At 74.6% G+C, this 20,061-nt stretch carries 17 protein-coding genes; 11 read left to right on the top strand and 6 right to left on the bottom strand.

Translation table 11 applies throughout. The features are described from left to right. Positions 1–3: 3 nt before the first annotated feature. Positions 4–1,050 carry a phosphatase PAP2 family protein gene (locus HCN08_RS29345; protein WP_322974753.1) on the bottom strand — a complete coding sequence of 349 codons (1,047 nt, stop codon included), beginning with the start codon at positions 1,048–1,050 and terminating at the stop codon, positions 4–6. Positions 1,051–1,416: 366 nt separating this feature from the next. Here HCN08_RS29345 and HCN08_RS29340 point away from each other — a divergent pair, with 366 nt between their 5' ends. Beyond that, on the top strand, positions 1,417–2,607 hold the full coding sequence (locus HCN08_RS29340; protein ID WP_167986320.1) for an acyl-CoA dehydrogenase family protein: 1,191 nt from the start codon (positions 1,417–1,419) through the stop codon (positions 2,605–2,607). 56 nt (positions 2,608–2,663) lie between these two features. Here HCN08_RS29340 and HCN08_RS29335 read toward each other — a convergent pair whose 3' ends face one another. Next, positions 2,664–3,107: a cell division protein SepF gene (locus HCN08_RS29335; RefSeq protein WP_167986319.1), complete on the bottom strand. Its 444-nt coding sequence runs from the start codon at positions 3,105–3,107 to the stop codon at positions 2,664–2,666. Positions 3,108–3,485: 378 nt separating this feature from the next. On the opposite strand from HCN08_RS29335, the gene HCN08_RS29330 reads away from it, so the two are divergent. From HCN08_RS29330 to HCN08_RS29315, 4 genes are all read left to right on the top strand, one after another. After that, positions 3,486–4,745: a DUF5685 family protein gene (locus HCN08_RS29330; protein ID WP_167986318.1), complete on the top strand. Its 1,260-nt coding sequence runs from the start codon at positions 3,486–3,488 to the stop codon at positions 4,743–4,745. Between the two features lie 435 nt (positions 4,746–5,180). Beyond that, the gene (locus HCN08_RS29325) at positions 5,181–6,230 is read left to right on the top strand and encodes an LLM class flavin-dependent oxidoreductase (protein ID WP_167986317.1); all 1,050 of its coding nucleotides are present in this window, start codon (positions 5,181–5,183) and stop codon (positions 6,228–6,230) included. 272 nt (positions 6,231–6,502) lie between these two features. Next, a complete protein-coding gene (locus HCN08_RS29320) occupies positions 6,503–7,495 on the top strand; it encodes a S1 family peptidase (RefSeq protein WP_167986352.1) in 993 nt (330 codons plus the stop codon). Between the two features lie 201 nt (positions 7,496–7,696). Then, the gene (locus tag HCN08_RS29315) at positions 7,697–8,659 is read left to right on the top strand and encodes a helix-turn-helix transcriptional regulator (RefSeq protein WP_167986316.1); all 963 of its coding nucleotides are present in this window, start codon (positions 7,697–7,699) and stop codon (positions 8,657–8,659) included. A gap of 38 nt (positions 8,660–8,697) precedes the next feature. Here HCN08_RS29315 and HCN08_RS29310 read toward each other — a convergent pair whose 3' ends face one another. Continuing rightward, positions 8,698–9,162: a PPOX class F420-dependent oxidoreductase gene (locus HCN08_RS29310; protein ID WP_167986315.1), complete on the bottom strand. Its 465-nt coding sequence runs from the start codon at positions 9,160–9,162 to the stop codon at positions 8,698–8,700. Further along, on the bottom strand, positions 9,159–9,782 hold the full coding sequence (locus tag HCN08_RS29305; RefSeq protein ID WP_167986314.1) for an ArsR/SmtB family transcription factor: 624 nt from the start codon (positions 9,780–9,782) through the stop codon (positions 9,159–9,161). The genes HCN08_RS29310 and HCN08_RS29305 overlap by 4 nt, the downstream gene beginning before the upstream one ends. A gap of 73 nt (positions 9,783–9,855) precedes the next feature. On the opposite strand from HCN08_RS29305, the gene HCN08_RS29300 reads away from it, so the two are divergent. From HCN08_RS29300 to HCN08_RS29290, 3 genes are all read left to right on the top strand, one after another. Next, complete coding sequence (locus tag HCN08_RS29300) at positions 9,856–11,115, top strand: MFS transporter (RefSeq protein WP_167986313.1); 1,260 nt, start codon at positions 9,856–9,858, stop codon at positions 11,113–11,115. Between the two features lie 184 nt (positions 11,116–11,299). Next, positions 11,300–14,788 (top strand): DNA polymerase III subunit alpha, encoded by a 3,489-nt coding sequence (locus tag HCN08_RS29295; protein ID WP_167986312.1) that lies wholly within the window; start codon positions 11,300–11,302, stop codon positions 14,786–14,788. Continuing rightward, a complete protein-coding gene (locus HCN08_RS29290; RefSeq protein WP_167986311.1) occupies positions 14,785–15,795 on the top strand; it encodes a DNA polymerase Y family protein in 1,011 nt (336 codons plus the stop codon). The genes HCN08_RS29295 and HCN08_RS29290 overlap by 4 nt, the downstream gene beginning before the upstream one ends. A 19-nt stretch (positions 15,796–15,814) precedes the next feature. Here the strand turns inward: HCN08_RS29290 and HCN08_RS29285 are convergent, their stop codons facing one another. Next, positions 15,815–16,189 carry a cupin domain-containing protein gene (locus HCN08_RS29285; protein WP_167986310.1) on the bottom strand — a complete coding sequence of 125 codons (375 nt, stop codon included), beginning with the start codon at positions 16,187–16,189 and terminating at the stop codon, positions 15,815–15,817. Between the two features lie 151 nt (positions 16,190–16,340). Between HCN08_RS29285 and HCN08_RS29280 the strand changes: the two genes are divergently transcribed. The 3 genes from HCN08_RS29280 to HCN08_RS29270 all read left to right on the top strand — a co-directional run bounded on the left by HCN08_RS29280 (position 16,341) and on the right by HCN08_RS29270 (position 19,078). After that, positions 16,341–16,787 carry a MarR family winged helix-turn-helix transcriptional regulator gene (locus HCN08_RS29280; RefSeq protein ID WP_167986309.1) on the top strand — a complete coding sequence of 149 codons (447 nt, stop codon included), beginning with the start codon at positions 16,341–16,343 and terminating at the stop codon, positions 16,785–16,787. A 25-nt stretch (positions 16,788–16,812) separates the two neighbouring features. Continuing rightward, complete coding sequence (locus HCN08_RS29275; protein ID WP_167986308.1) at positions 16,813–17,184, top strand: GntR family transcriptional regulator; 372 nt, start codon at positions 16,813–16,815, stop codon at positions 17,182–17,184. A gap of 238 nt (positions 17,185–17,422) precedes the next feature. Continuing rightward, positions 17,423–19,078 (top strand): glycoside hydrolase family 27 protein, encoded by a 1,656-nt coding sequence (locus tag HCN08_RS29270; RefSeq protein WP_167986307.1) that lies wholly within the window; start codon positions 17,423–17,425, stop codon positions 19,076–19,078. Positions 19,079–19,172: 94 nt separating this feature from the next. Here HCN08_RS29270 and HCN08_RS29265 read toward each other — a convergent pair whose 3' ends face one another. After that, entirely contained in the window at positions 19,173–20,006 is an 834-nt protein-coding gene (locus HCN08_RS29265; protein WP_167986306.1) for an alpha/beta fold hydrolase, read from the bottom strand. Positions 20,007–20,061: the final 55 nt, after the last annotated feature.

Genomic DNA, 20,061 nt, shown 5'->3' with positions numbered 1-20,061 from the left:
TGCTCACGCCGAGCGGGCCGGGTGGTTGGCCGGCGGCCGGGGCCGCTCGGCCGGTGGCCGGCGGCTGCCGGCCGGAGTGGTCGTGGTGCGCTCGTGGCGGCCGGGGGCCTGCCGCCCGGCCGGCGGGCGGGCGGACGTGCCCGCGTGCGGCCCGCCCGGCGCGGCTGCCGTCCCGGCGCCCGCGGTACCTCCCGCGGTACCTCCCGCGGCGCCGCCCGAGGTGACCGTACGGCGCCCGGCGGCGGCGGTGCCGTCCGCCTCGCCCTCCTGCCGGGCCAGCGCGCCGGCCGGCACCGCGGCGGCGTGCAGCGTCGCACCGCCGCGGCGGTGCACCAGCCGGGACCAGCCGGCCGCCAGATACGTCTCGGCCAGCGCCATCATCGGCTCGAACCACGGCAGCGCCAGCAGGATGAGCAGGCCCGCCGCCCAGCCGAGCAGGACGTCGCTGACCCAGTGCGTGCCGAGGTAGACCGTCGTCGCGCCGACGCCCAGCGCGAGCAGGGCGCTGGCGATCGAGCCCCAGCGCCTGGCGCGCGGGGTGGTCGCCAGATACGCCAGAACCCCCCAGGTCACGACCGCGTTGGCGGTGTGGCCCGAGGGAAATATGTCGCCGCCGGCGAACATCTCGGCCGATCCGACGGTCGTCGCGTAATGCGGTCCGAGCCGTCCGAGGCCGTACTTGACGGCCCCCACGGTGATGTTCAGCAGCAGCAGGGAAGTACCCAGCACGAGCAGGGGGTACAGGGTGCGGTGGCGCCACCCCCGCCAGCCCAGCCAGGCGAGCACCATCACGGCCGTGGGACCGCGCTGGCCGAGAACCACGAAGTAGTCCAGGAACGCGTGGATCTGCGGCCACTGCTTGTAGGGACGCCAGAGCATGACCTGCCAGTCGAGCGTCACCAGCTTGGAAGTGGTGAGGACGCCCACGACGATGGCCACGTAGACCGCCAGCGTCGCACCGAACAGCCATACGCGTGTTCGACTCATCCTGCCCCAGAGGGGACGAGCCGGGCGCTCCGCGGCGCGGTGGAGCCTGTCATCGGTACGCACCCAATTGACGTTACAGCGTGTGACGGCATAGGTCGTCCGAACGAGCTGCTTTGTAATGACGATGTGATGTGGACTGCGTCTCACCACCCCTTTGGCGCACCGGGTTTCAGGGGAATGCGCGGTGGCCGGAAGGGAAAGCCGGGGTGCTGATACTCACATCGCTGTCTTCTTATTTATCGCTTATTTCCCTGGCCTTTCTCCCTCGTTTCCCGTCCGCTGAGCGGACGCCGGCGCCCGCGCGGACGCGCTGGTGGGAGCCGGGGCCCCGGTCGCGGCGGGTCCGGGCTGGACGCGCGGGGGAGGGGTCCGTAACGTCGGTCCGGCCGTCGTTACCGCTGCTAGTTTTCGGCCCGGAGGTCCCCTCGCATGTCACCGTCCGTGCTGCCGCCGTTCGACCCGTACGACCCGCTGGGCCTGGACGACCTGCTGACCGCCGAGGACCGGGCGGTCCGCGACACCGTACGGGCCTGGGCGGCCGAACGGGTGAGTCCGCATATCGCGGACTGGTACGAGCGGGGCGAGCTGCCCGTCATCCGGGAACTCGCGCGTGAGCTCGGCTCGATCGGCGCGCTCGGGATGCAGCTGACCGGCTACGGCTGCGCGGGCGCGAGCGCGGTGCAGTACGGGCTGGCGTGCCTGGAGCTGGAGGCGGCCGACTCCGGGATCCGCTCACTGGTCTCCGTGCAGGGCTCGCTCGCGATGTACGCCCTGCACCGCTTCGGCTCGCCCGAGCAGAAGGAGGAGTGGCTGCCGCGGATGGCCGCCGGCGAGGTCATCGGCTGCTTCGGCCTCACCGAGCCCGACATCGGCTCCGACCCGGCCGCGATGCGCACCCGGGCCCGCCGGGACGGCTCGGACTGGGTGCTGGACGGCCGCAAAATGTGGATCACCAACGGATCGGTCGCCGGCGTCGCGGTGGTGTGGGCGCAGACCGACGAGGGCATCCGCGGCTTCGCCGTCCCGGCCGGCACACCCGGCTTCCACGCGCCGGAGATCCGGCACAAGTGGAGCCTGCGCGCCTCGGTCACCAGCGAACTCGTCCTGGACGGCGTCCGGCTGCCCGCCGACGCGGTGCTGCCCGGCGTGACCGGGCTGCGCGGCCCGCTCGGCTGCCTCAGCCACGCCCGCTACGGCATCGTGTGGGGCGCGATGGGCGCGGCCCGCGCCTGCTTCGAGGCGGCGCTGGACTACGCGCGCGTGCGCGAGCAGTTCGGCCGGCCGATCGGCGGCTTCCAGCTCACCCAGGCCAAGCTCGCCGACATGGCCGTCGAACTGCACAAGGGCGTCCTGCTCGCCCACCACCTCGGCCGCCGGATGGACGCCGGGCGGCTGCGCCCGGAGCAGATCAGCTTCGGCAAGCTCAACAACGTCCGCGAGGCCATCGGCATCTGCCGTACCGCCCGCACCGTCCTCGGCGCCAACGGCATCTCGCTCGAATACCCCGTCATGCGGCACGCGACCAACCTGGAGTCGGTGCTCACCTACGAGGGCACCGTCGAGATGCACCAGCTGGTGCTGGGCAAGGCCCTCACCGGCCTCGACGCCTTCCGCGGCTGACGAAGCGGTGAGAGTCCGGCTCAGCTCCGGTTCCAGCTCCGGTTTCGGCTCTGGTGTCAGCTCTGGTTGAAGAAGCCGTCGCCGCCGCGGCGGGCCTCGCCGTTGAGCACCGAGTAGTCGTTGGGGGTGAGCAGGAAGACCCGGGTGGCGACCCGCTCGATGGAGCCGCGCAGCCCGAAGGTCAGGCCCGCGGCGAAGTCGACGACGCGCTTGGCGTCGGCGGACTCCATCCCCGTGAGGTTGACGATGACCGGGACGCCGTCCCGGAACAGCTCGCCGATGCCGCGGGCGTCGCGGAAGCCGTCCGGGGTCACCGTGGCGATCCGCCGGCCCTGCTCGTGCGCGGCCTCGGTGGCGACCCGCACCCGCGGATCGGTCACCCACGTGTCGGCACGCTCGGAGCCCTCGCCGTAGTCGGCGTACTCCTCGTCGTAGTAACCCTCGCCGCCGTTGTCGTCGACGAGGCCCAGCCAGGCACTCGCCCTTCGAACCGATCCCATGGACGCCTCCTTCCCTCGCTCGCGGTCAGTACCGTCCGTCCGCACGTCCTATCGTCGTTCATGATGTGGATAGTGCGCCAAGCGGATAGCCGCCACTCGGGCGAGTTGTGACGGTACTGGCACACACGATAGTGGCGTACCGTCAGGCCGCCCGAGGTGTAGGGAAGGTGACGATCCGATGGGAACGCATTTCACGTCCGGGTGACGGGCAGGGCCGGACGGCCCTGCACAGGCCCGGTGCCCGGCCGTACGGGTCCCCCCATGATGCATTCCCGGGCGATGATCCGACAGGCGATAACATGACCGGCACGTGGATCGAGGGAGTTTCGGTGTGACCCGCGGGAAATACGGGGCACACGGGGTCATCGGGGGGAATGCATGTTCGGCATCATCAGGCCGTGCCGCCATCGAATGTCCGAGGGAATGGCCGCTTCCTGGGTCGCCCATCTGTGCGGCCTGTGCCTGGCGTTGCGCGACGGCCACGGGCAGGTCGCCAGGATCGCCACCAACTACGACGGCCTGATCATCTCGGTGCTGGTCGAGGCGCAGACCCCGGCCGGCGCCGGGCACCGCAGGACCGCCGGTCCCTGCCCGCTGCGCGGCATGCGGTCCGCGCCCGTCGCCACCGGCGAGGGCGCCCGGCTCGCCGCGGCCGTCTCCCTGGTGCTGGCGTCGGCCAAGATGCGCGACCACGTCGAGGACCGGGACGGCGCCTACGCCCGGCGCCCGGTCGCCGCCGCCGCGCGCGGGGTCGCCCGCCGCTGGGACCGGGCCGGCGCCCGTACCGGCGAGGACCTGGGCTTCGACACCGCGGTGCTGGTCGACGCGGTCGGCCGGCAGGGCGCGATCGAGGCCGCGGCAGGCCCCGGAACACCGCTGCTGACCGTCACCGAGCCCACCGAGACCGCGACCGTCGCGGCCTTCGCGCACACCGCGGTGCTCGCCGGGCGGCCGGCCAACAAGGCGCCGCTGGAGGAGGCGGGCCGGCTCTTCGGACGCCTGGCCCACCTGCTGGACGCGGTCGAGGACCTCGCCGAGGACACCCGCACCGGCGCCTGGAACCCGCTCACGGCCACCGGCACCGGCCTCGCCGAGGCCCGGCGGCTGTGCGACGACGCGCTGCACGGCATACGACTCGCGCTCGCCGACACCGACTTCGCCGGCTCCGCGTCCGGCCGGCTCACCCACCAGCTGCTCGTCCACGAGCTGTCCCGCTCCGTCGACCGCGCCTTCGGCGGAGGCGGCAGGACGTGCCCGCACCCCTCGCACGCGGCGCAGGCGTCCGGCAACCCGTTCGGCCCGAACCCGTACGCGCCCGGGCCGCCGCCCGCGCCCGGCACCCAGGGCGATCCGGGCGGCAGCCCGTACGCGCCGGGCGGCCCCGGCTTCCCCGGCGGCTTCCCGCCGCCGCCGGAACCGCCGCGGCGGCGCGGGCTCATGGCGGGCTGCCTGGTCTTCGCCGGGCTCTTCTGCACCTGCCAGGTGTGCTGCACCGAGCACGAGAACGCCTGGAGCCGCGAGCGCAAGGACGCGTGGTGCGACGACCCGTGCGACGGCTGCGACGGGTGCTGCGACTGCTGTAACTGCTGCAATTGCTGTGACGGTTGCGATGGCTGCGACTGCGGGTGCGACTGCTGAACCCGCGCCGCCCGCACGGGCCGGGAGTGCCGGCCGGGCGGACGGGGGATTACCGGTGGTGGTCGCGTCCCGCGGGGCCCCGAGGGAGGGGCCGGGGGAAGGGCGAAGCTGTGTGAAGGCCGGGTGATCCGACGATGAGGCGGGTCAGCGACCGCAACACGACGCCGACCACACCCGACACAAGTCGATGTGGCCGCGAGTGACGAGCCGACAGCTGCGCATGGGCACAGTGCAGCAGCCGCCGTCGCGATCCGTCAACCGCGGCCCGGCGATTTTGAGACGCCTCGTCCACGGGCTGGACATGCGTTGACAGTGGGCGACCGCGGCGGCATAGCCTTCGACGAAGCCCCTGGTGGGCCCAGCCGCGTTGAGGGACGCGGCGGCTTGTGTGAAGGCACCGCCCGTGCCTCTTCCGCGTGTCGACGGAGCCTTCGCATGCCTGCCCACCCGACTGTCCCCTCGCCCGTTCCCTCGCCTGCCCCCCCGCCCTCGGCCTTCCCCTTTGCGGCCCTGCCCGCCGCCGCCCCCTTCCGGCCCGGCCGCACCCTGCACCTGGCCGCCGCGATCGGCGGCGGACGGCTGCCCCAGGACGACACCGACCACCGGGAGCTGGCCGCCCTCGCCGAGCGCGGCGGCCTGGACTTCGTCACCCTCGAACTGCCCGAGCCGGGCCCCGGCGAGCGCGCCGGGCTGCTCGACGCGGTCGGCCGGCTGGCCCGGGTCGCCGCGGCGACCGGCAGGATCGGCCTGGTCCCCGCGGTCTTCGCGGCGGGCGCTGCGCCCTTCGACGTCGCCGAGGCGGTGGCCGACCTGGAGTGGGCCAGCCGCGGCCGGGCCGGCTGGATGCTCGCCGTCCCCGCGGCACCCCGCCGCGGCCCCCGGGCCCGCGCGGGGCTGCGGCCCGAGCGCGCCGAGGCGCTGTGGCGGGCCGCCGCCGACACCGCCGCCGCCGTACGCCGGGCGTGCGGCGCCCCGGCCGGGCCCCGGCCGCCGCAGGCCGCGCCCGTCACCGTGCTGGACGCCACCGAGCCCGCCGCCCACGCCGTCGCCGCCCGGCACGCCGACCTGGCCTTCGTCCGCGCCGTCCGGCCGGAGGATGCCGGGCGGATACGGGCGCAGGTACAGCGGCTCGCCGAGGAGGCCGGCCGCGACCCGCGCCGGCTGCTGGTGCTCGCCGACCTCGCCGTCGACCTCGGCGGCGCGGAGATCGGCCCGGAGCCGGGCGCCGAGATCGCGCTCACCTCCGACCCGGCCGGCCGGGTCCGCTTCCGCGGCGGGCCGGTGGACCTGGCGGAGCTGATCGCCGACTGGCAGCGGCAGGGCGCGGTCGACGGCTTCCACGTCCGCCCCGTGGAACCGCTGCGCGACCTGGAGCGCTTCGTCAACGGCACCGCCGCGCTGCTCCAGCACCGTGGGCTCTTCCGGTCCTTCCACCCCGGGGCGACGCTGCGCGAGCACCTGGGGCTGCACCGCCCGGTGGGCTGAACCGCGGGGTCACTTCCGGCCGGTGCGGCCTGAACCGGTGTGTGCGGTGGGGCGTGTGGGACTGGCGCGTTACCAAGAGGTTTCTGGAGCGGGGGCCCTCTTGTGTGTTGCCTGTGAGGGCTGAATACTCCCTTCCGTACCCACCAGACTGACGCCGCGTCCGTTTTTCGGTGTTGATCTGACAGTACACCGACAAGTTGCCACCTCCGTCCCCACAGGAGGACCGAGTGAAGTCCACCCGACGCATCCAACTCCTCGCCGTCACCACCGGCATGCTCGCCGCGACCGCCTTCGCCCTTCCGTCCGCCGGCGCCACCACCCCCGCCGCCGGCAGCGCGAAGGCGACCCCCGAGGCGGTCGCCTCCGTCACCGCCGCACTCGGCGCGGACAGCACCGCGGGGTCGTACTACGACAGCGCCACCAAGACCACCGTCGTCAACGTCACCAGCCAGGCCGCCGCCGACACGGTCCGGGCCGCCGGCGCCACCCCGCGGCTGGTCGCCCACAGCTCGGCCCAGCTCGCCAAGGCCGGCGACGCGACGAAGGCCACCGACATCGCCGGCACCGCCTGGTCGGTCGACCCGCGCACCGACACCCTGGAGGTCAGCGTCGACAGCCGGGTGACGGACGCCCAGCTGGCCGCGCTCACCAAGGCCACCGCGAGCTACGGCGACGCCGTCCACATCTCCCGGGTCGCCGGCACCTTCAGCCTGCGGCTGTCCGGCGGCGACCCGATCCTCACCACCCAGTGGCGCTGCTCGGTGGGCTTCAACGTCCGCAGCGGCAGCACGTACTACTTCCTGACCGCCGGCCACTGCACCCAGGGCTACCCGAACTACTACACCAGCTCCGGCACGTACATCGGCCCGACCGTGGGGACCAGCTTCCCGGGCAACGACTACGGCATCGTCCGCTACGACAGCTCCGTCGCGCACGACGGCACCGTCGGCAGCCAGGACATCACCAGCGCCGCCAACGCCTACGTCGGCGAGTCCGTCAAGCGCCGCGGCTCCACCACCGGCATCCACAGCGGCACCGTCCAGGCGCTCAACGCCACCGTCAACTACGGCGCCGACGGCATCGTCTCCGGCCTGATCAAGACCAACGTCTGCGCCGAGCCGGGCGACAGCGGCGGCTCCCTCTACGACGGCACCAAGGCCATCGGCCTGACGTCGGGCGGCAGCGGCAACTGCTCCTCGGGCGGCACGACGTACTTCCAGCCGGTCACCGAGGCGCTCAGCGCGTACGGGGTCAGCGTCTTCTGACGCCCCGCCGGCCGCCGGGCTCCTGACCCGCCGGCGCTTCGATCGGCCGGCGCCCTGAACGGCCGGTGCTCCGAGCCGCCGCGCCCCCGCCGTGTCCGCACGGCGGGGGCGTACCGCTGCCGTACGGCCCCGGGCCCCGGGCCCCCGGGGCCCGGGCGGGAGCGGCGGGGGATTGTCGGTGGGCGCTGGCAGACTGGCGGCATGCTGGAAACCTCCGCCCGGCTGCTGCGCATGCTCTCGCTGCTCCAGTCCCGCCGCGACTGGGGCGGGCCCGAGCTGGCCCAGCGCCTGGACGTCACGGCGCGGACGGTGCGGCGGGACGTCGAGCGGCTGCGGGCGCTCGGCTATCCGGTGCACGCCACCTCCGGCACCGCCGGCGGCTACCGGCTGGGCGCCGGCGCCCGGTTGCCGCCGCTGCTGCTCGACGACGAGGAGGCCGTCGCGGTCGCGCTGTGCCTGCGCACCGGCGCGGGCGGCACCGTCGAGGGCATCGAGGAGACCTCGGTACGCGCCCTGGCCAAGCTGGAGCAGGTGCTGCCCTCCCGGCTGCGGCACCGCGTCCAGGCGATGCAGGCCGTCACCGTCCAGCCGCCCCGGCCCGGCGCCTCCGTCGTCGCCCAGCAGGTGCTCACCGCGCTCGGCGCCGCCTGCCGCGACCACGAGCGGCTGCGCTTCGACTACCGCGACCACGGCGGCACCACCACCCGCCGCACCGTCGAGCCGTACCGGCTGGTCCACCACGGGCGGCGCTGGTACCTGCTGGCCTACGACACCGAGCGGGACGACTGGCGCACCTTCCGGGTCGACCGGATCGCGCCCATGTCGCCCACCGGGCCCCGCTTCACCCCGCGCGAGCTGCCCGAGGACGCCGCCGCGTACGTCGCCAAGGGCGTCACCAGCCGCGCCTACCGCTACCAGGCGCGGCTGGTGCTGCACGCCCCCGCCGAGGTGGTCACGCGCTTCGCGTGGTCGGGCTTCGGCATGCTCACCGCGCTGGACGAGAACACATGCGAGCTGAGGACCGGCTTCGAGACGCTGGACTCACTCGCGATGTACGTCGGCATGGTGGGCGTGGAGTTCGAGGTCAGGGAGCCGCCGGAACTGGCCGCCCACCTGCGGGCGGTGGCCGCCCGGCTGACCCGGGCGGCCGACGCGGCGGGGTGAGGGCCGGTGAGGGCCGTGCCCGGCGGGGGGCCGGGGCGTCAGTCCAGCGGGCCGGCCGCCGGGCCCTGCGGACCCAGCCCGTACACCCGCCGCGCCCGGACGCTGATCACCAGCCGCCGGTCGGCGACCATCGCGGCGCGGTATTCGTCCCAGTCCGGGTGCTCGCCGGCGATGGCCCGGTAGACCTCGACCAGCTCCTCGACGGTCGCGTCGTGCGGGTCCGCGGCCACCGGGGTGATCTCGGCGTCGCCCTCGACGACCAGGTACGTGCGCAGGCCCGGGGTCGTGACGTAGAAGCTGGCGCGCGGGTCGCGGCGCAGGTTGCGGGTCTTGGCGCGGCCGTCGGTCGCCGAGATGCGGATGAGGCGGGTGGCGTCGTCGTAGGTGAAGGACACGTTCGACAACTGCGGGCGGCCGTCCCGCTTCAGGGTGGCGAGCACGCCGGTGCGCTGCTCGTGCAGCAGGGCGAGCAGTGCGTCGGTGACGGCGGGGTCCTGGCTCATGGTCGCTCCTCGGGGGCGGTGTCCTGGTCGGTGGGGCGGGTGGCGCCGGTGCTTCGTGCGGAGCCGGTTGCTGTGCCGGGGGCGGCACGCGTGCCCGTACCGGTGTCGGTGCCGGACGGCTCCGCGAGGGGGAACACCATCGCCGTCGCACCGATTCCGACCGTGCCCGGCGCGTGCGGCGCCTGCGCGGCGTCGTGCAACTCCGCGAAGAGCGCGGCCAGTCGGTGCCGGAAGTCCGTCCAGACCTCCGGCGCCACCCACAGCTCCGCGTCCGTGGTGACCCCGGGGGCGCCCGGGGCACGCCGGCCCGCCCGGTCGCGCAGGTTGTGCGCCATCGCCTCGGCGATCAGCCGGGCGCCCTCGTGCCGCTGGTCCGACAGCGGCGAGCCGTGCACCGCCCGGTAGCGCCGCTCCCGCCCGCCGCGCTTCTCGCGCACCTCGACCAGCTCCACCAGGCCGGCCGCGTCCAGCCGGCGCAGATGCTGGCTGGCCAGCGCGTGCGAGATGCCCAGCTCCCGGGAGAGCTCCGCGGCCGACAGCGGGACGTTCCAGACCAGGGACACGATGCGCAGCCGCACCGGATGGGCGAGGGCGCGCAGCAGGGGATCGGTGGCGGTCATACGCCCATTACACCGCTCCCCGGCCGTGGGGGAGGGTGCGGTTCGCCGACCCCCAAGCATTAGGTTGGGGGTCATGACGGTGGGGAAGGTGCTGCGCGACCGGCGGGCGGCGACATATCTGGGCGGGGTCCTGGTCTCCGGGTTCGGCGATTCGGCGATGATGCTGGTCGCCGGGGTGTGGGTGAAGACGCTCACCGGGTCCAGCAGCCTGGCCGCCGCGGTGAGCGCGTGCCTGTGGGCGCCGACGCTGGCCGGGCCGCTGCTGGGCACCGCCGCCGACCGCTTCCGCCGGCAGCGGCTGCTGGTCGCGGTGAACGCCGCGCTCGCGCTCCTGCTGCCGGCGCTGCTCGCGGTCCGCGCCGGGCGGGACGTGTGGCTGCTGCTCGCGGTGCTCACCGCGGTCGGCGCCGGGGCCGTGCTGTGCGACGCCGCCCAGGCGGGCCTGGTGGTCAGCGCGATCCCCGTCGAGCTGCGCGGGGATTTCAACGGCTTGCGGATGACCGTCAACGAGGGCATGAAGCTGCTCGCCCCGCTGGCCGGCGCGGGCCTGTTCGTCCGCTGGGGCGGCGGCGCGGTCGCCGTCCTGGACGCCGTCACCTTCGCGCTGGCCGCGCTGGCCTTCGCCGCGCTGCGGGTGCGCGAGCAGCCGCCCGTACCGGCCGGGGAGTCCTGGCGCGCGCAGACCGCCGCGGGCGTACGGGCGCTGCGCGGCGATCCGCTGCTGGTCCGGCTGGTGGGCGCGGGCGCGGCGGCCATGCTGCTGTCCGGGGTCAGCAGCGCCGCGACCTACGAGCTGGCCGACGCCGGGCTGCACCGCCCGCCGGCCTTCGTCGGCGTGCTCTACGCGGTGCAGGGCGCGGGCTCGGTGGTGTCGGGGATCGTCGCCGGCGCCGTCATGCGCCGGCTGCCCGAGCGCGCCTTCGCCGCCGCCGGGCTGCTGCTGTTCACCGCGGGCGCCGCCGTGCGCGCGGTGCCGGCGCTGCCGGTCGTGGTCGCCGGGATGCTGGCGATCGGCGTGGGGCTGCCGTGGGTGATCGTCGCGGTCTTCACCGCCGTGCAGCAGCGCGTCGAGCCCGCACTGGTCGGCCGGGTGGCCGCGGCGGCCGGCACGGTGGTCTTCGGCCCCACCGCGCTCGCGGCGGGGCTGGGCGCGGGGCTGGTGGCGCTGCTCGACTACCGGGTGCAGCTCGCCGGGGTCGGGGTGGCCGGCGCGGCGGCGGCCTGGCTCCTGCTGCTGCGCCGCCCGCGACGGCCCACCGGGCGTGACGAACGTCTCCCCGGACCGCGCGGCGGACCCGCGGACACCAAGTCCGCCGCCCCGCCGCGGAGATGACGCCCGCGCATGCGATCCGGCCACCGCCCCCGGTGGTCGGGTCGGCCGTCTTCCGGGCCCCTCGCGCGCGTACGACTCGCTGACCTGGGACGACCGCGCTAAGCTAATCGAACGAACGTACGACTACGCACGCGAGGCGTATCGGACAGCTGGCCGAAAAGGGGTGGGGTAGTGGAGGTGCGACATGGCGGGCTTCGCCCATCTGCATGTCGCATCCGGTTACTCCGAGCGGTACGGCGCCGCGCACCCCGAGCAGCTCGTCCAGCGGGCCGCCGAGCGCGGTATGACGGCACTCGCGCTCACCGACCGGGACACCGTCACCGGCGCGGTGCGCTTCGCGCAGGCGTGTGACGCGCACGGCGTCCGGCCGGTCTTCGGCATCGACCTCGCCGTGGCGGCCCTCGCCCCGCCGCCGCCGGCCGCCCGCCGCCCGCGCACTCCGGTACGCGGCGGCGCGCACGTGGTGGAGCCGCCGCTGCGGTTCACCCTGCTCGCCCAGGACCGGGAGGGCTGGGCCCGGCTGTGCCGGATCACCTCGGCGGCACACCTCGGGACGGCGGGCGGGGCGGCGCCGGTGACCGTGCCGTGGGAAGCCCTGCACGCCCACGGCGGCGCCGGCCTGACCGTACTGCTCGGGCCGCTGTCGGAGCCGGTACGGGCGCTCGCCGCCGGACGGGAGGACGTCGCCGTGAGGCTGCTGCGGCCCTGGTGGGAGATCTTCGGCGACGGCCTGCGCCTGGAGGCGGTCGTCCACGGCCGGCCCGGCACCGGGCCCGGCTCACTGCGGCTGGCCGCCCGCACCCTCGCGCTCGCCGACCGCACCCGTACACCCGCGGTGCTCACCAACGCCGTCCGCTACGCCGACCCCGGCCAGCACCGGCTCGCCGACGTCCTGGACGCCGCACGGCTGCTGCGGCCCATCGACCGGCGCCGGCTGGACGGCGGGGAGCGCTGGCTCAAGGACGAGCCGGACATGGCCAGGACCGCGCAGCAGATCGCCGAATGCGCCGGCAGCGGCCCGCGCCGGGCCGGCCGGCTGCTCGCCGACACCGCCGCGACCGCGGCCGGCTGCCGGCTGGACCCCAAGGCCGACCTGGGGCTCGGCACCCTGCACTTCCCCGAGGCCGAGGTCGTCGGCGCCACCCCCGGCGGGGCCGGGGAACTGCTGCGCCGGCGCTGCGCGGCCGGGCTGGAACGGCGCGGCCTGGACCGGGACCGCGCGGCCCGCGACCGGCTGGACGACGAGCTGAGGATCATCGGCGACCTGGGCTACGACTCGTACTTCCTCGCCGTCGGGCAGGCCGTGGCCGACATCCGCGAGCTGGGCATCCGGGTCGCCGCCCGCGGCTCGGGCGCCGGCTCGATGGTCTGCCACGCCCTCGGCATCGCCACCGCCAACCCGCTCGACCACCGGCTGCTGTTCGAGCGCTTCCTCAGCGAACGCCGCAGGAACCTGCCCGACATCGACATCGACGTGGAGTCGGCGCGGCGGCTGGAGGCGTACGACGCGATCTTCCGCCGCTTCGGCCACGAACGGGTCGCCGTCACCGCGATGCCCGAGACCTACCGGGCCCGCCGGGCGCTGCGCGACACCGGGCTCGCGCTCGGCATCCCGCCGCACGACGTGGACCGCATCGCCAAGAGCTTCCCGCACCTGCGGGCCTGCGACATCACCGGCGCGCTCGCCGAACTGCCCGAACTGCGCTCCCTGGCCGCCGAGGCCCCGGCCTACGGCCCGCTGTGGGAACTGGCCGAGGGCCTGGACTCCCTCGTCCACGGCATGGCCATGCACCCGTGCGGGGTGATCATCAGCGACGCCACGCTGCTGGACCGGCTGCCGGTCCAGCCCACCCCGCAGGGCGACTACCCGATGGCGATGGCGGCCAAGGAGGAGGTCGAGGCGCTGGGCAACATCAAACTCGACGTCCTCGCGGTGCGGATGCAGTCCGCGATGGCCCATGCCGTCACCGAGATCGAGCGCGCCACCGGCGACCGTATCGACCTGGACGACCCGCGCCAGGTCCCGCTGGACGACGTCTTCGCCTTCACGCTCATCCAGCAGAGCCAGACCATCGGGATGTTCCAGCTGGAGTCCCCCGGCCAGCAGGACCTGCTCTCCCGGCTGCAACCCCGCGACGTCCAGGACGTCATCGCCGACATCAGCCTCTTCCGCCCCGGCCCCGTCCAGGGCGGCATGCCCGAGCGCTACATCGCCGCCCGGCACGGCGGCGCCCCGCACTACGCCCACAAGGACCTGGAGCCGGTGCTCGCCGACACCTACGGCGTCACCATCTGGCACGAGCAGATCATCGACACCCTGCACGTCATGACCGGCTGCGACCGCGCCAAGGCCGATGTCGCCCGGCGCGCCCTGGGCGACAAGGAGCGGCTGCCCCGGGTCAAGGGCTGGTTCCACCACCTGGCCGCCGCCCGCGGCTACAGCGCCGAGGTCCGCGACGCTGTCTGGGCCACCGTCGAGTCCTTCGGCGCCTACGGCTTCTGCCGCGCGCACGCCGTCGCCTTCGCCGTACCCGCCCTGCAGTCCGCCTGGCTCAAGGCGCACTACCCCGCCTTCCTGCTGGCCGGCCTGCTGGAGCACGACCCCGGCATGTGGCCCAAGCGCGTCATCGTCGCCGACGCCCGCCGCAGCGGCGTGCCCGTCCTGCCCGTCGACGTCAACCGCTCCGGGGCCGAGCACACCGTGGAGCGCACCCACGACGACCGCTGGGGCGTACGGCTCGCCCTGTCCGGAGTGCGCGGCATCGGCGAGGAGGAGTGCGCCCGGATCGCCGCCGGCCGGCCCTACACCTCGCTCTCCGACTTCTGGCAGCGCGCCCGCCCCAGCCGCCCGGTCGCCGAACGCCTCGCCGAGATCGGCGCGCTGGCCCCGCTGCACGACGGCCGCCTCACCCGGCGCGACCTGCTGCTGCAGATCGCCGAACTCCACCGCCAGTCCCGCACCCGCACCGCAGGCAAGGGCCAACTGCCCCTCGACGCGGGCGCGATCGGCGGCTCCGAGCCCAGCGGCGTCCCGGAGATGACCGGCCGTGAAGCCCTCGGCGCCGAGCTGACCACCCTCGGCATCGACGTCTCCCGCCATCTGATGGAGCACCACCACCGGCTGCTGCGGGAGATCGGCGCCACCGACGCCGCCCACCTCGCCGCCCTCCCGGCCGGCCGGCAGGTCCTGGTCGCCGGGATACGTTCCGCGACCCAGACCCCGCCGATCGCCAGCGGCAAGCGCATCATCTTCGTCACCCTGGAGGACGGCTCGGGCCTGGTCGACCTCGCCTTCTTCGAGGACTCCCACGAAGCCTGCGCCCACACCGTCTTCCACTCCGGGCTGCTGCTGGTCCGCGGCACCGTCCAGGTCCGCGGCACCCGCCGGACGATCGTCGGCACCATGGCCTGGGACCTGGAGCAGATCGCCACCGCCCGCCGCAACGACGGCCCCGAGGCAGCCCTGGCCCTGCTCGGCGCGGACGCCCCGCACCCCACCCCGGCCCAGCCCGGCACCCCCGACACCGCGCACCCCGACGGCCCGCCGCACCGCACCCTCCCGCACGGCACCGCCGGCGCCCGCCTGCACCCCTACGCCGACCTCCAGCCCGCCGGCACCCGCTCCGCCGACCTGCACCGCCTCGGCCACCGCAGCCCCGGGAGCGCGGGATGACCCGGCACATCGCCCATCTGCGGCTGCACGGCACGCTCGACGACGAGCGCTACGACGGTGTGCTCGCCCTGCTCGCCGACATCACCCCGCACGTCCAGCCCTTCCCTCCTGACGCCGTCCAGCTCGACCTCACCTCCGCCCTGCGCTATTTCGGCACCGACCCCTACGACCTGCTCCAGATGGCCCGGATGCGCCTCATGGGCCTGTACGGCATCGCCAGCAGCGCCGGCCTGGCCGGCAACCGCATGCTCGCCGCGATGGCGGCAGCCGCGTCGGAGCCGCGCCGCACCACGCAGATCCCCCGCGACCAGGCCGCCACCGACAGCTGGCTGCGCCCCCGCCCGGTGACCGCGCTGCCCGGCATCGGCCAGGCCACCGCCACCGCCCTCGGCCGCTACGGCCTGCACACCATCGGCCAGGTGGCCGACCTCCCCCCGGCGACCCTGCAGCGCATCCTCGGCGCGGGACCCGCCCGCCTGCTGGCCGAGCGCGCCCATGGCCGCGACCCCCGGCCGGTCACCCCGCGGGCGCCCGCCGCCCATATGACCGCCGACCTGCGCCATGAACGGGACTGCCTGGACCCCGGGCACCACCATCGGGCCGTCCTCGGGCTGGCCGAGCAGCTGGGCCGGCGGCTGCGGACCGAGGGCCAGGTCACCGGCCGCCTCACCCTCACCGTCCGCTATGCCGACCGCAGCTCCACCACCCGGACCCGCACCCTGCCCGAGCCCACCGACCACTCGCCGGACCTCACCGCCGCGGCCCTGGGCGTCCTGGCCTCCCTGGGGCTGCAACGCGCCCGCGTACGGGCCTTCGTCCTGCGCGCCGACCACCTGGCACCGCGCACGGGCGCCTCCCACCAGCTCAGCCTGGACCCCGGCGACGACCGCGCCCGTGCGGTGGAGGCGGCAGCCGACCGCGCCCGCCGCCGCTTCGGCCCCACGGCCGTCCTCCCGGCCACGCTGGCGTCCGCCCTCGCCCCCGCGGCACCGCCCGCCGGCTCCTAGGGCATTACGCTCCCGCCGGTCAGCTCGCCCACGGCGGGGATATCCGCGAGCCGTCGGGCAGCGTCGCGGACAAGCCCACGCTCGTCGTCACCCACATCGCGGCGGGCTCCTGCGACGAGTTGGCCACCGCGAGGGTGGCGCCCGCCGGGGCGACGGCGGCATCCCCGGGGGAGAGCCGGCGTGTCGTGCCGTCGATCGTCAGGTCCAGCTCGCCGGACAGGACGAGGAAGACCTCCTCACGGCTGATCGTGTGGGCCGGCCCGCCACTGCCCGGCGGCAGCTCGCCGCGCCACGCGCACAGCTCCTCGCTGCCCCGCGCGGAGGCGGCGTACGACACGAAGCGGACCCCGTGCAGCTCATGGACGACGGCCTCGTCCGCGGTGATGAAAGGCATGGCGACCCCCTGGAAGACGGATCGGGGCGCACGGCGGACGCGCGTCGCGCACGGCAGTCCACCCCGATGGGCAAGTGACTTGCTCAAGAAGCTTGCGCAAGTTCCTTTCCTATATATTCAAGCAGCTTGCCCTCTGTGTCAAGCTGATCCGGTGAACAATTCCGACGTCATGAGCCTGACCGCCGGCCTGCTCGCCGCCACCGGCTCGCTCGTCCAGGACATCCACACCGGCGTCGTCGCCCACGGCTACTCCGACGTACGGCCCACCCACGGCTTCGTCTTCTCGCTGCTCGCCCCGGACGGCGCGACGGTCACCGAGATCGCCGCGCACCTCGGCTTCACCCGCCAGGCGGCCAGCCAGATCGTCGACGAGCTGGAGAAGAAGGGGTACGTCCGGCGCGGCCCGCACCCCGACGACGCCCGCGCCCGGCTGGTCGAGCTCACCGACCTCGGCCGGCGCTGCACCCGGGCGGCCGAGCAGGCCGCGATGGAGGCGGTCAGGCCCTGGGTGGAGCTGATCGGCGAGGAGCGGCTGCTCGCGCTGCGCGACGAACTCCTCCGGCTCGCCCCCGCCGGCCCCATCCGCCCCAGCTGGTGACGCCCGCTGTGCCAGGATCCCCGGTATGACGCTGGAGATCACCATCGACGCGCGCTCGGCCGTCCCCCCGTACGAGCAGTTGCGCGCACAGATCGCCGACGAGGCGCGCTCGGGCCGGCTGCCGGTCGGCTACAAGCTGCCCACCGTGCGGGGCCTGGCCGAGCGGTCCGGGCTCGCGGCCAACACGGTCGCCAAGGCCTACCGCGCCCTGGAGGCCGACGGGGTGATCGAGACCCGCGGCCGGCACGGCACCTACGTCGCCGCCGCGGACGCCCGCGCCCGCGAGGTCGCCGCCGCGGCGACGGCGTACGTCGACCGCGCCCGCCGCCTGGGCCTGGACCGCGACGCCTCCCGGGCCGCCGTCGAGGAGGCGCTGCGCGCCGCGTACGGCGAATGAGGCCGCCCGGCAGGTAAGAGCTCCACGGGCGAAGTTGATCGGATCGGTTCCTTCGTGCGGTGGAGATCACCCGAAGGATGTCCATCGGCGTTGGAACTTGTTTCTCTGCCGCGAGTCTTGACGCTCATTCGAACACGACCCCACACTGTCGCGCAGTCCTGCCGGAGGTATTCCGGTCGGCGCTCGTACCGGACGAGACGAAGCCGATCACCGGGCCCCGAAAAAGGAGCACACACCCATGCCGATCAGTGTCCGCCGCTTAGTCCGCACGTCCCGGCCGCCCCGCACCCGTGCGCGGTCCCGGCTGCTCGCCGCCGCGACGGCCCTCGGGCTCGCCGCCGTCACCGCGCCGGCGCTCGTGCTGCTGGCGCCGGCCCAGCAGGCCGAGGCGCTGCCCAACGGGCTGGCGACCACGCCCCCGATGGGCTGGAACGACTGGAACTCCTTCGGCTGCAACGTCACTGAGCAGAAGGTCAAGTCCGTCGCGGACTACATCGTCTCCTCGGGCCTGGCCGCGGCCGGCTACGCGTATGTCGACATCGACGACTGCTGGATGGCCGGCAGCCGCGACTCCGGCGGCCACCTCGTCCCGGACCCGGCCAAATTCCCCGACGGCATCAGCGGCACCGCCGCGTACGTGCACGGCAAGGGCCTGAAGCTGGGCATCTACGAGAGCGCCGGCACCAAGACCTGTGCCGGCTACCCCGGCAGCCTCGGCCATGAGCAGACCGACGCCGACAGCTTCGCCTCCTGGGGCGTCGACCTGCTCAAGTACGACAACTGCAACGGCGACGGCTCCTCCCCGCAGTCCCGCGACACCACCATGCGCGACGCCCTGGCCAGGACCGGCCGCTCCATCCTGTTCAGCCTGTGCGAGTGGGGCCAGGACAGCGTGTGGACCTGGGGCGCCGGCGTCGGGAACATGTGGCGCACCACCGGCGACATCAACGACAGCTTCGGCTCGCTGCTGTCCAACTTCCACACCAACGTCCAGCTCGCGAAATACGCCGGCCCCGGCGGCTGGAACGACCCCGACATGCTCGAAGTCGGCAACGGCGGGATGTCCTTCACCGAGGACCGCAGCGAGTTCGGCCTGTGGGCCGAGATGGCCGCTCCGCTGATCGCCGGCAACGACCTGCCCAACTCCTCCCCGGCGACGCTGTCCCTGCTCGGCAACCGGGACGTGATCGCCGTCGACCAGGACCCGCTCGGCAAGCAGGGGACGCAGGTCTCCGCCTCCGGCGGACTGGACGTCCTCACCAAGCCGCTGACCGGCGGCGCCGCGGCCGTCGTGCTGTTCAACGAGAACTCCGGCCCCGCCACCATCTCCACCACCGCCGCCGCGGCCGGGCTCCCCGCGGCCTCCTCCTACACCCTCGACAACCTGTGGTCGCACGTGAAGACCACGACCGGCGGGGCCATCTCGGCGACCGTCCCCGGCCACGGCAGCGTGATGTACCGCGTGTCAGCCGGCTCCACCACCAGCACCGGCACCACCCACCCCCTCGTCGGAGCCTCCTCCAACCGCTGCCTGGACGCGTACGACAACCAGACCGCGCCCGGCACCGCGATCGAGATCTGGGACTGCAACGGCGGCGCCAACCAGCAGGTCACGCTCACCGCGGCGGGCGAACTGCGGCTGTACGGCGGCACACAGTGCCTGGACGCCACCGGCGGCGCCACCAGCGCCGGCACCCCGGTCGAGCTGTGGACCTGCAACGGCGGTGCCAACCAGCAGTGGCGCGCCAACCCCGACGGCACCATCACCGGTGCGCAGTCCGGCCTGTGCCTGGACGTCACCGGCGGCAACACCGCCGCGGGCAACGTCAACGGCACCAAGCTGGAGCTGTGGTCGTGCAACGGCGGCGCCAACCAGCAGTGGCGCCTGGGCTGACGCTCCGTCACCCGAACCGCCGGTCGCCCGCCCGTGAGGCCGCCCCCTCCGCGGTCCCACGGGCGGGCGCCCGGCGCCCACCGTCCCCCGCGCTCTACGCCGAGGTGAGGAACCGCCCGATCTCCCGGGCCACCGCCTGCGGCTCGTCCAGCATCGACAGCACATACGCGCCCGGCACCTCGGCGTACCGCCCGGCCGGCAGCAGCCGGGCCAGCCGGCGGCCGTGCTCGGGCGGCATCACCCGGTTGTCCGGCGACCACAGCACCAGCGCCTCCCCGGGGAACCAGCTCAACGCCTCGGTGTCGCGGACCAGTCCGGCCTTGTCCAGCGGTCCCGTGCAGTACGCCCGCAGGTCGCGGCGCACCAGCCGGTCGGCCAGCAGCGGCTCGGTCCAGCGGCGCACCAGCGCGTCCGGCACCGGGCGGCGGGCCATCCGCCCGAAGAGCACCGGCAGCCGGCGCAGCGGCCCGACCCGCAGCTGCCGGGCGGCGAGCGCCAGGCCGCCGGGCATCCGGGCGGCCAGCGTGAGCATCCGGCCGGGCAGCCCGGGCGGGAAGTTGTCGAACGCCTCGCACGGCAGGATCACCTGCCGGGCCACCCGCCGGTCCCGGCCGCGCGCGGTCAGGAACAGCCCGCCGCCCCAGTCGGAGTGCACCAGCGTCACGTCCTCCAGGCCGAGCGCGTCCAGGACGTCGGCGACGACGCCGGTCAGCCCGTGCAGCGTGAGGTCGGCGTCCGCCCGCATCGGCCGCCGGTGCGCGCCGAGCGGCAGCACCGGCCGTACGTACGTGAACCCGTCCGGCAGCAGCGGCAGGACCTCGTCCCACACCGTGTGGTCCATCAGCACCCCGTGCAGCAGGACCACCGGCGGCCCCGAACCGGTCATGTCGTACTCGACGACCCCGGCCGGTACCTCGATCTGGCCCATGGCTGCCCCCTCGTTGAGACGAGCACGACTAGAAAGGTCTCTCTAGAAAGACCTT

It is taken from the genome of Actinacidiphila epipremni (assembly GCF_012034175.1).
Classification (GTDB): domain Bacteria; phylum Actinomycetota; class Actinomycetes; order Streptomycetales; family Streptomycetaceae; genus Actinacidiphila; species Actinacidiphila epipremni.
Note: the sequence above shows the minus strand (reverse complement) of the source record. Positions and strands in the feature narration are given on the sequence as shown.

Bases quoted from the DNA above. Each gene is read 5' to 3' on its own strand.
- HCN08_RS29340 (WP_167986320.1), top strand. From the start codon at position 1,417: ATGTCACCGTCCGTGCTGCCGCCGTTCGACCCGTACGACCCGCTGGGC.
- HCN08_RS29335 (WP_167986319.1), bottom strand. From the start codon at position 3,107: ATGGGATCGGTTCGAAGGGCGAGTGCCTGGCTGGGCCTCGTCGACGAC.
- HCN08_RS29330 (WP_167986318.1), top strand. From the start codon at position 3,486: ATGTTCGGCATCATCAGGCCGTGCCGCCATCGAATGTCCGAGGGAATG.
- HCN08_RS29325 (WP_167986317.1), top strand. From the start codon at position 5,181: ATGCCTGCCCACCCGACTGTCCCCTCGCCCGTTCCCTCGCCTGCCCCC.
- HCN08_RS29320 (WP_167986352.1), top strand. From the start codon at position 6,503: ATGCTCGCCGCGACCGCCTTCGCCCTTCCGTCCGCCGGCGCCACCACC.
- HCN08_RS29315 (WP_167986316.1), top strand. From the start codon at position 7,697: ATGCTGGAAACCTCCGCCCGGCTGCTGCGCATGCTCTCGCTGCTCCAG.
- HCN08_RS29310 (WP_167986315.1), bottom strand. From the start codon at position 9,162: ATGAGCCAGGACCCCGCCGTCACCGACGCACTGCTCGCCCTGCTGCAC.
- HCN08_RS29305 (WP_167986314.1), bottom strand. From the start codon at position 9,782: ATGACCGCCACCGATCCCCTGCTGCGCGCCCTCGCCCATCCGGTGCGG.
- HCN08_RS29300 (WP_167986313.1), top strand. From the start codon at position 9,856: ATGACGGTGGGGAAGGTGCTGCGCGACCGGCGGGCGGCGACATATCTG.
- HCN08_RS29295 (WP_167986312.1), top strand. From the start codon at position 11,300: ATGGCGGGCTTCGCCCATCTGCATGTCGCATCCGGTTACTCCGAGCGG.
- HCN08_RS29290 (WP_167986311.1), top strand. From the start codon at position 14,785: ATGACCCGGCACATCGCCCATCTGCGGCTGCACGGCACGCTCGACGAC.
- HCN08_RS29285 (WP_167986310.1), bottom strand. From the start codon at position 16,189: ATGCCTTTCATCACCGCGGACGAGGCCGTCGTCCATGAGCTGCACGGG.
- HCN08_RS29275 (WP_167986308.1), top strand. From the start codon at position 16,813: ATGACGCTGGAGATCACCATCGACGCGCGCTCGGCCGTCCCCCCGTAC.
- HCN08_RS29270 (WP_167986307.1), top strand. From the start codon at position 17,423: ATGCCGATCAGTGTCCGCCGCTTAGTCCGCACGTCCCGGCCGCCCCGC.
- HCN08_RS29265 (WP_167986306.1), bottom strand. From the start codon at position 20,006: ATGGGCCAGATCGAGGTACCGGCCGGGGTCGTCGAGTACGACATGACC.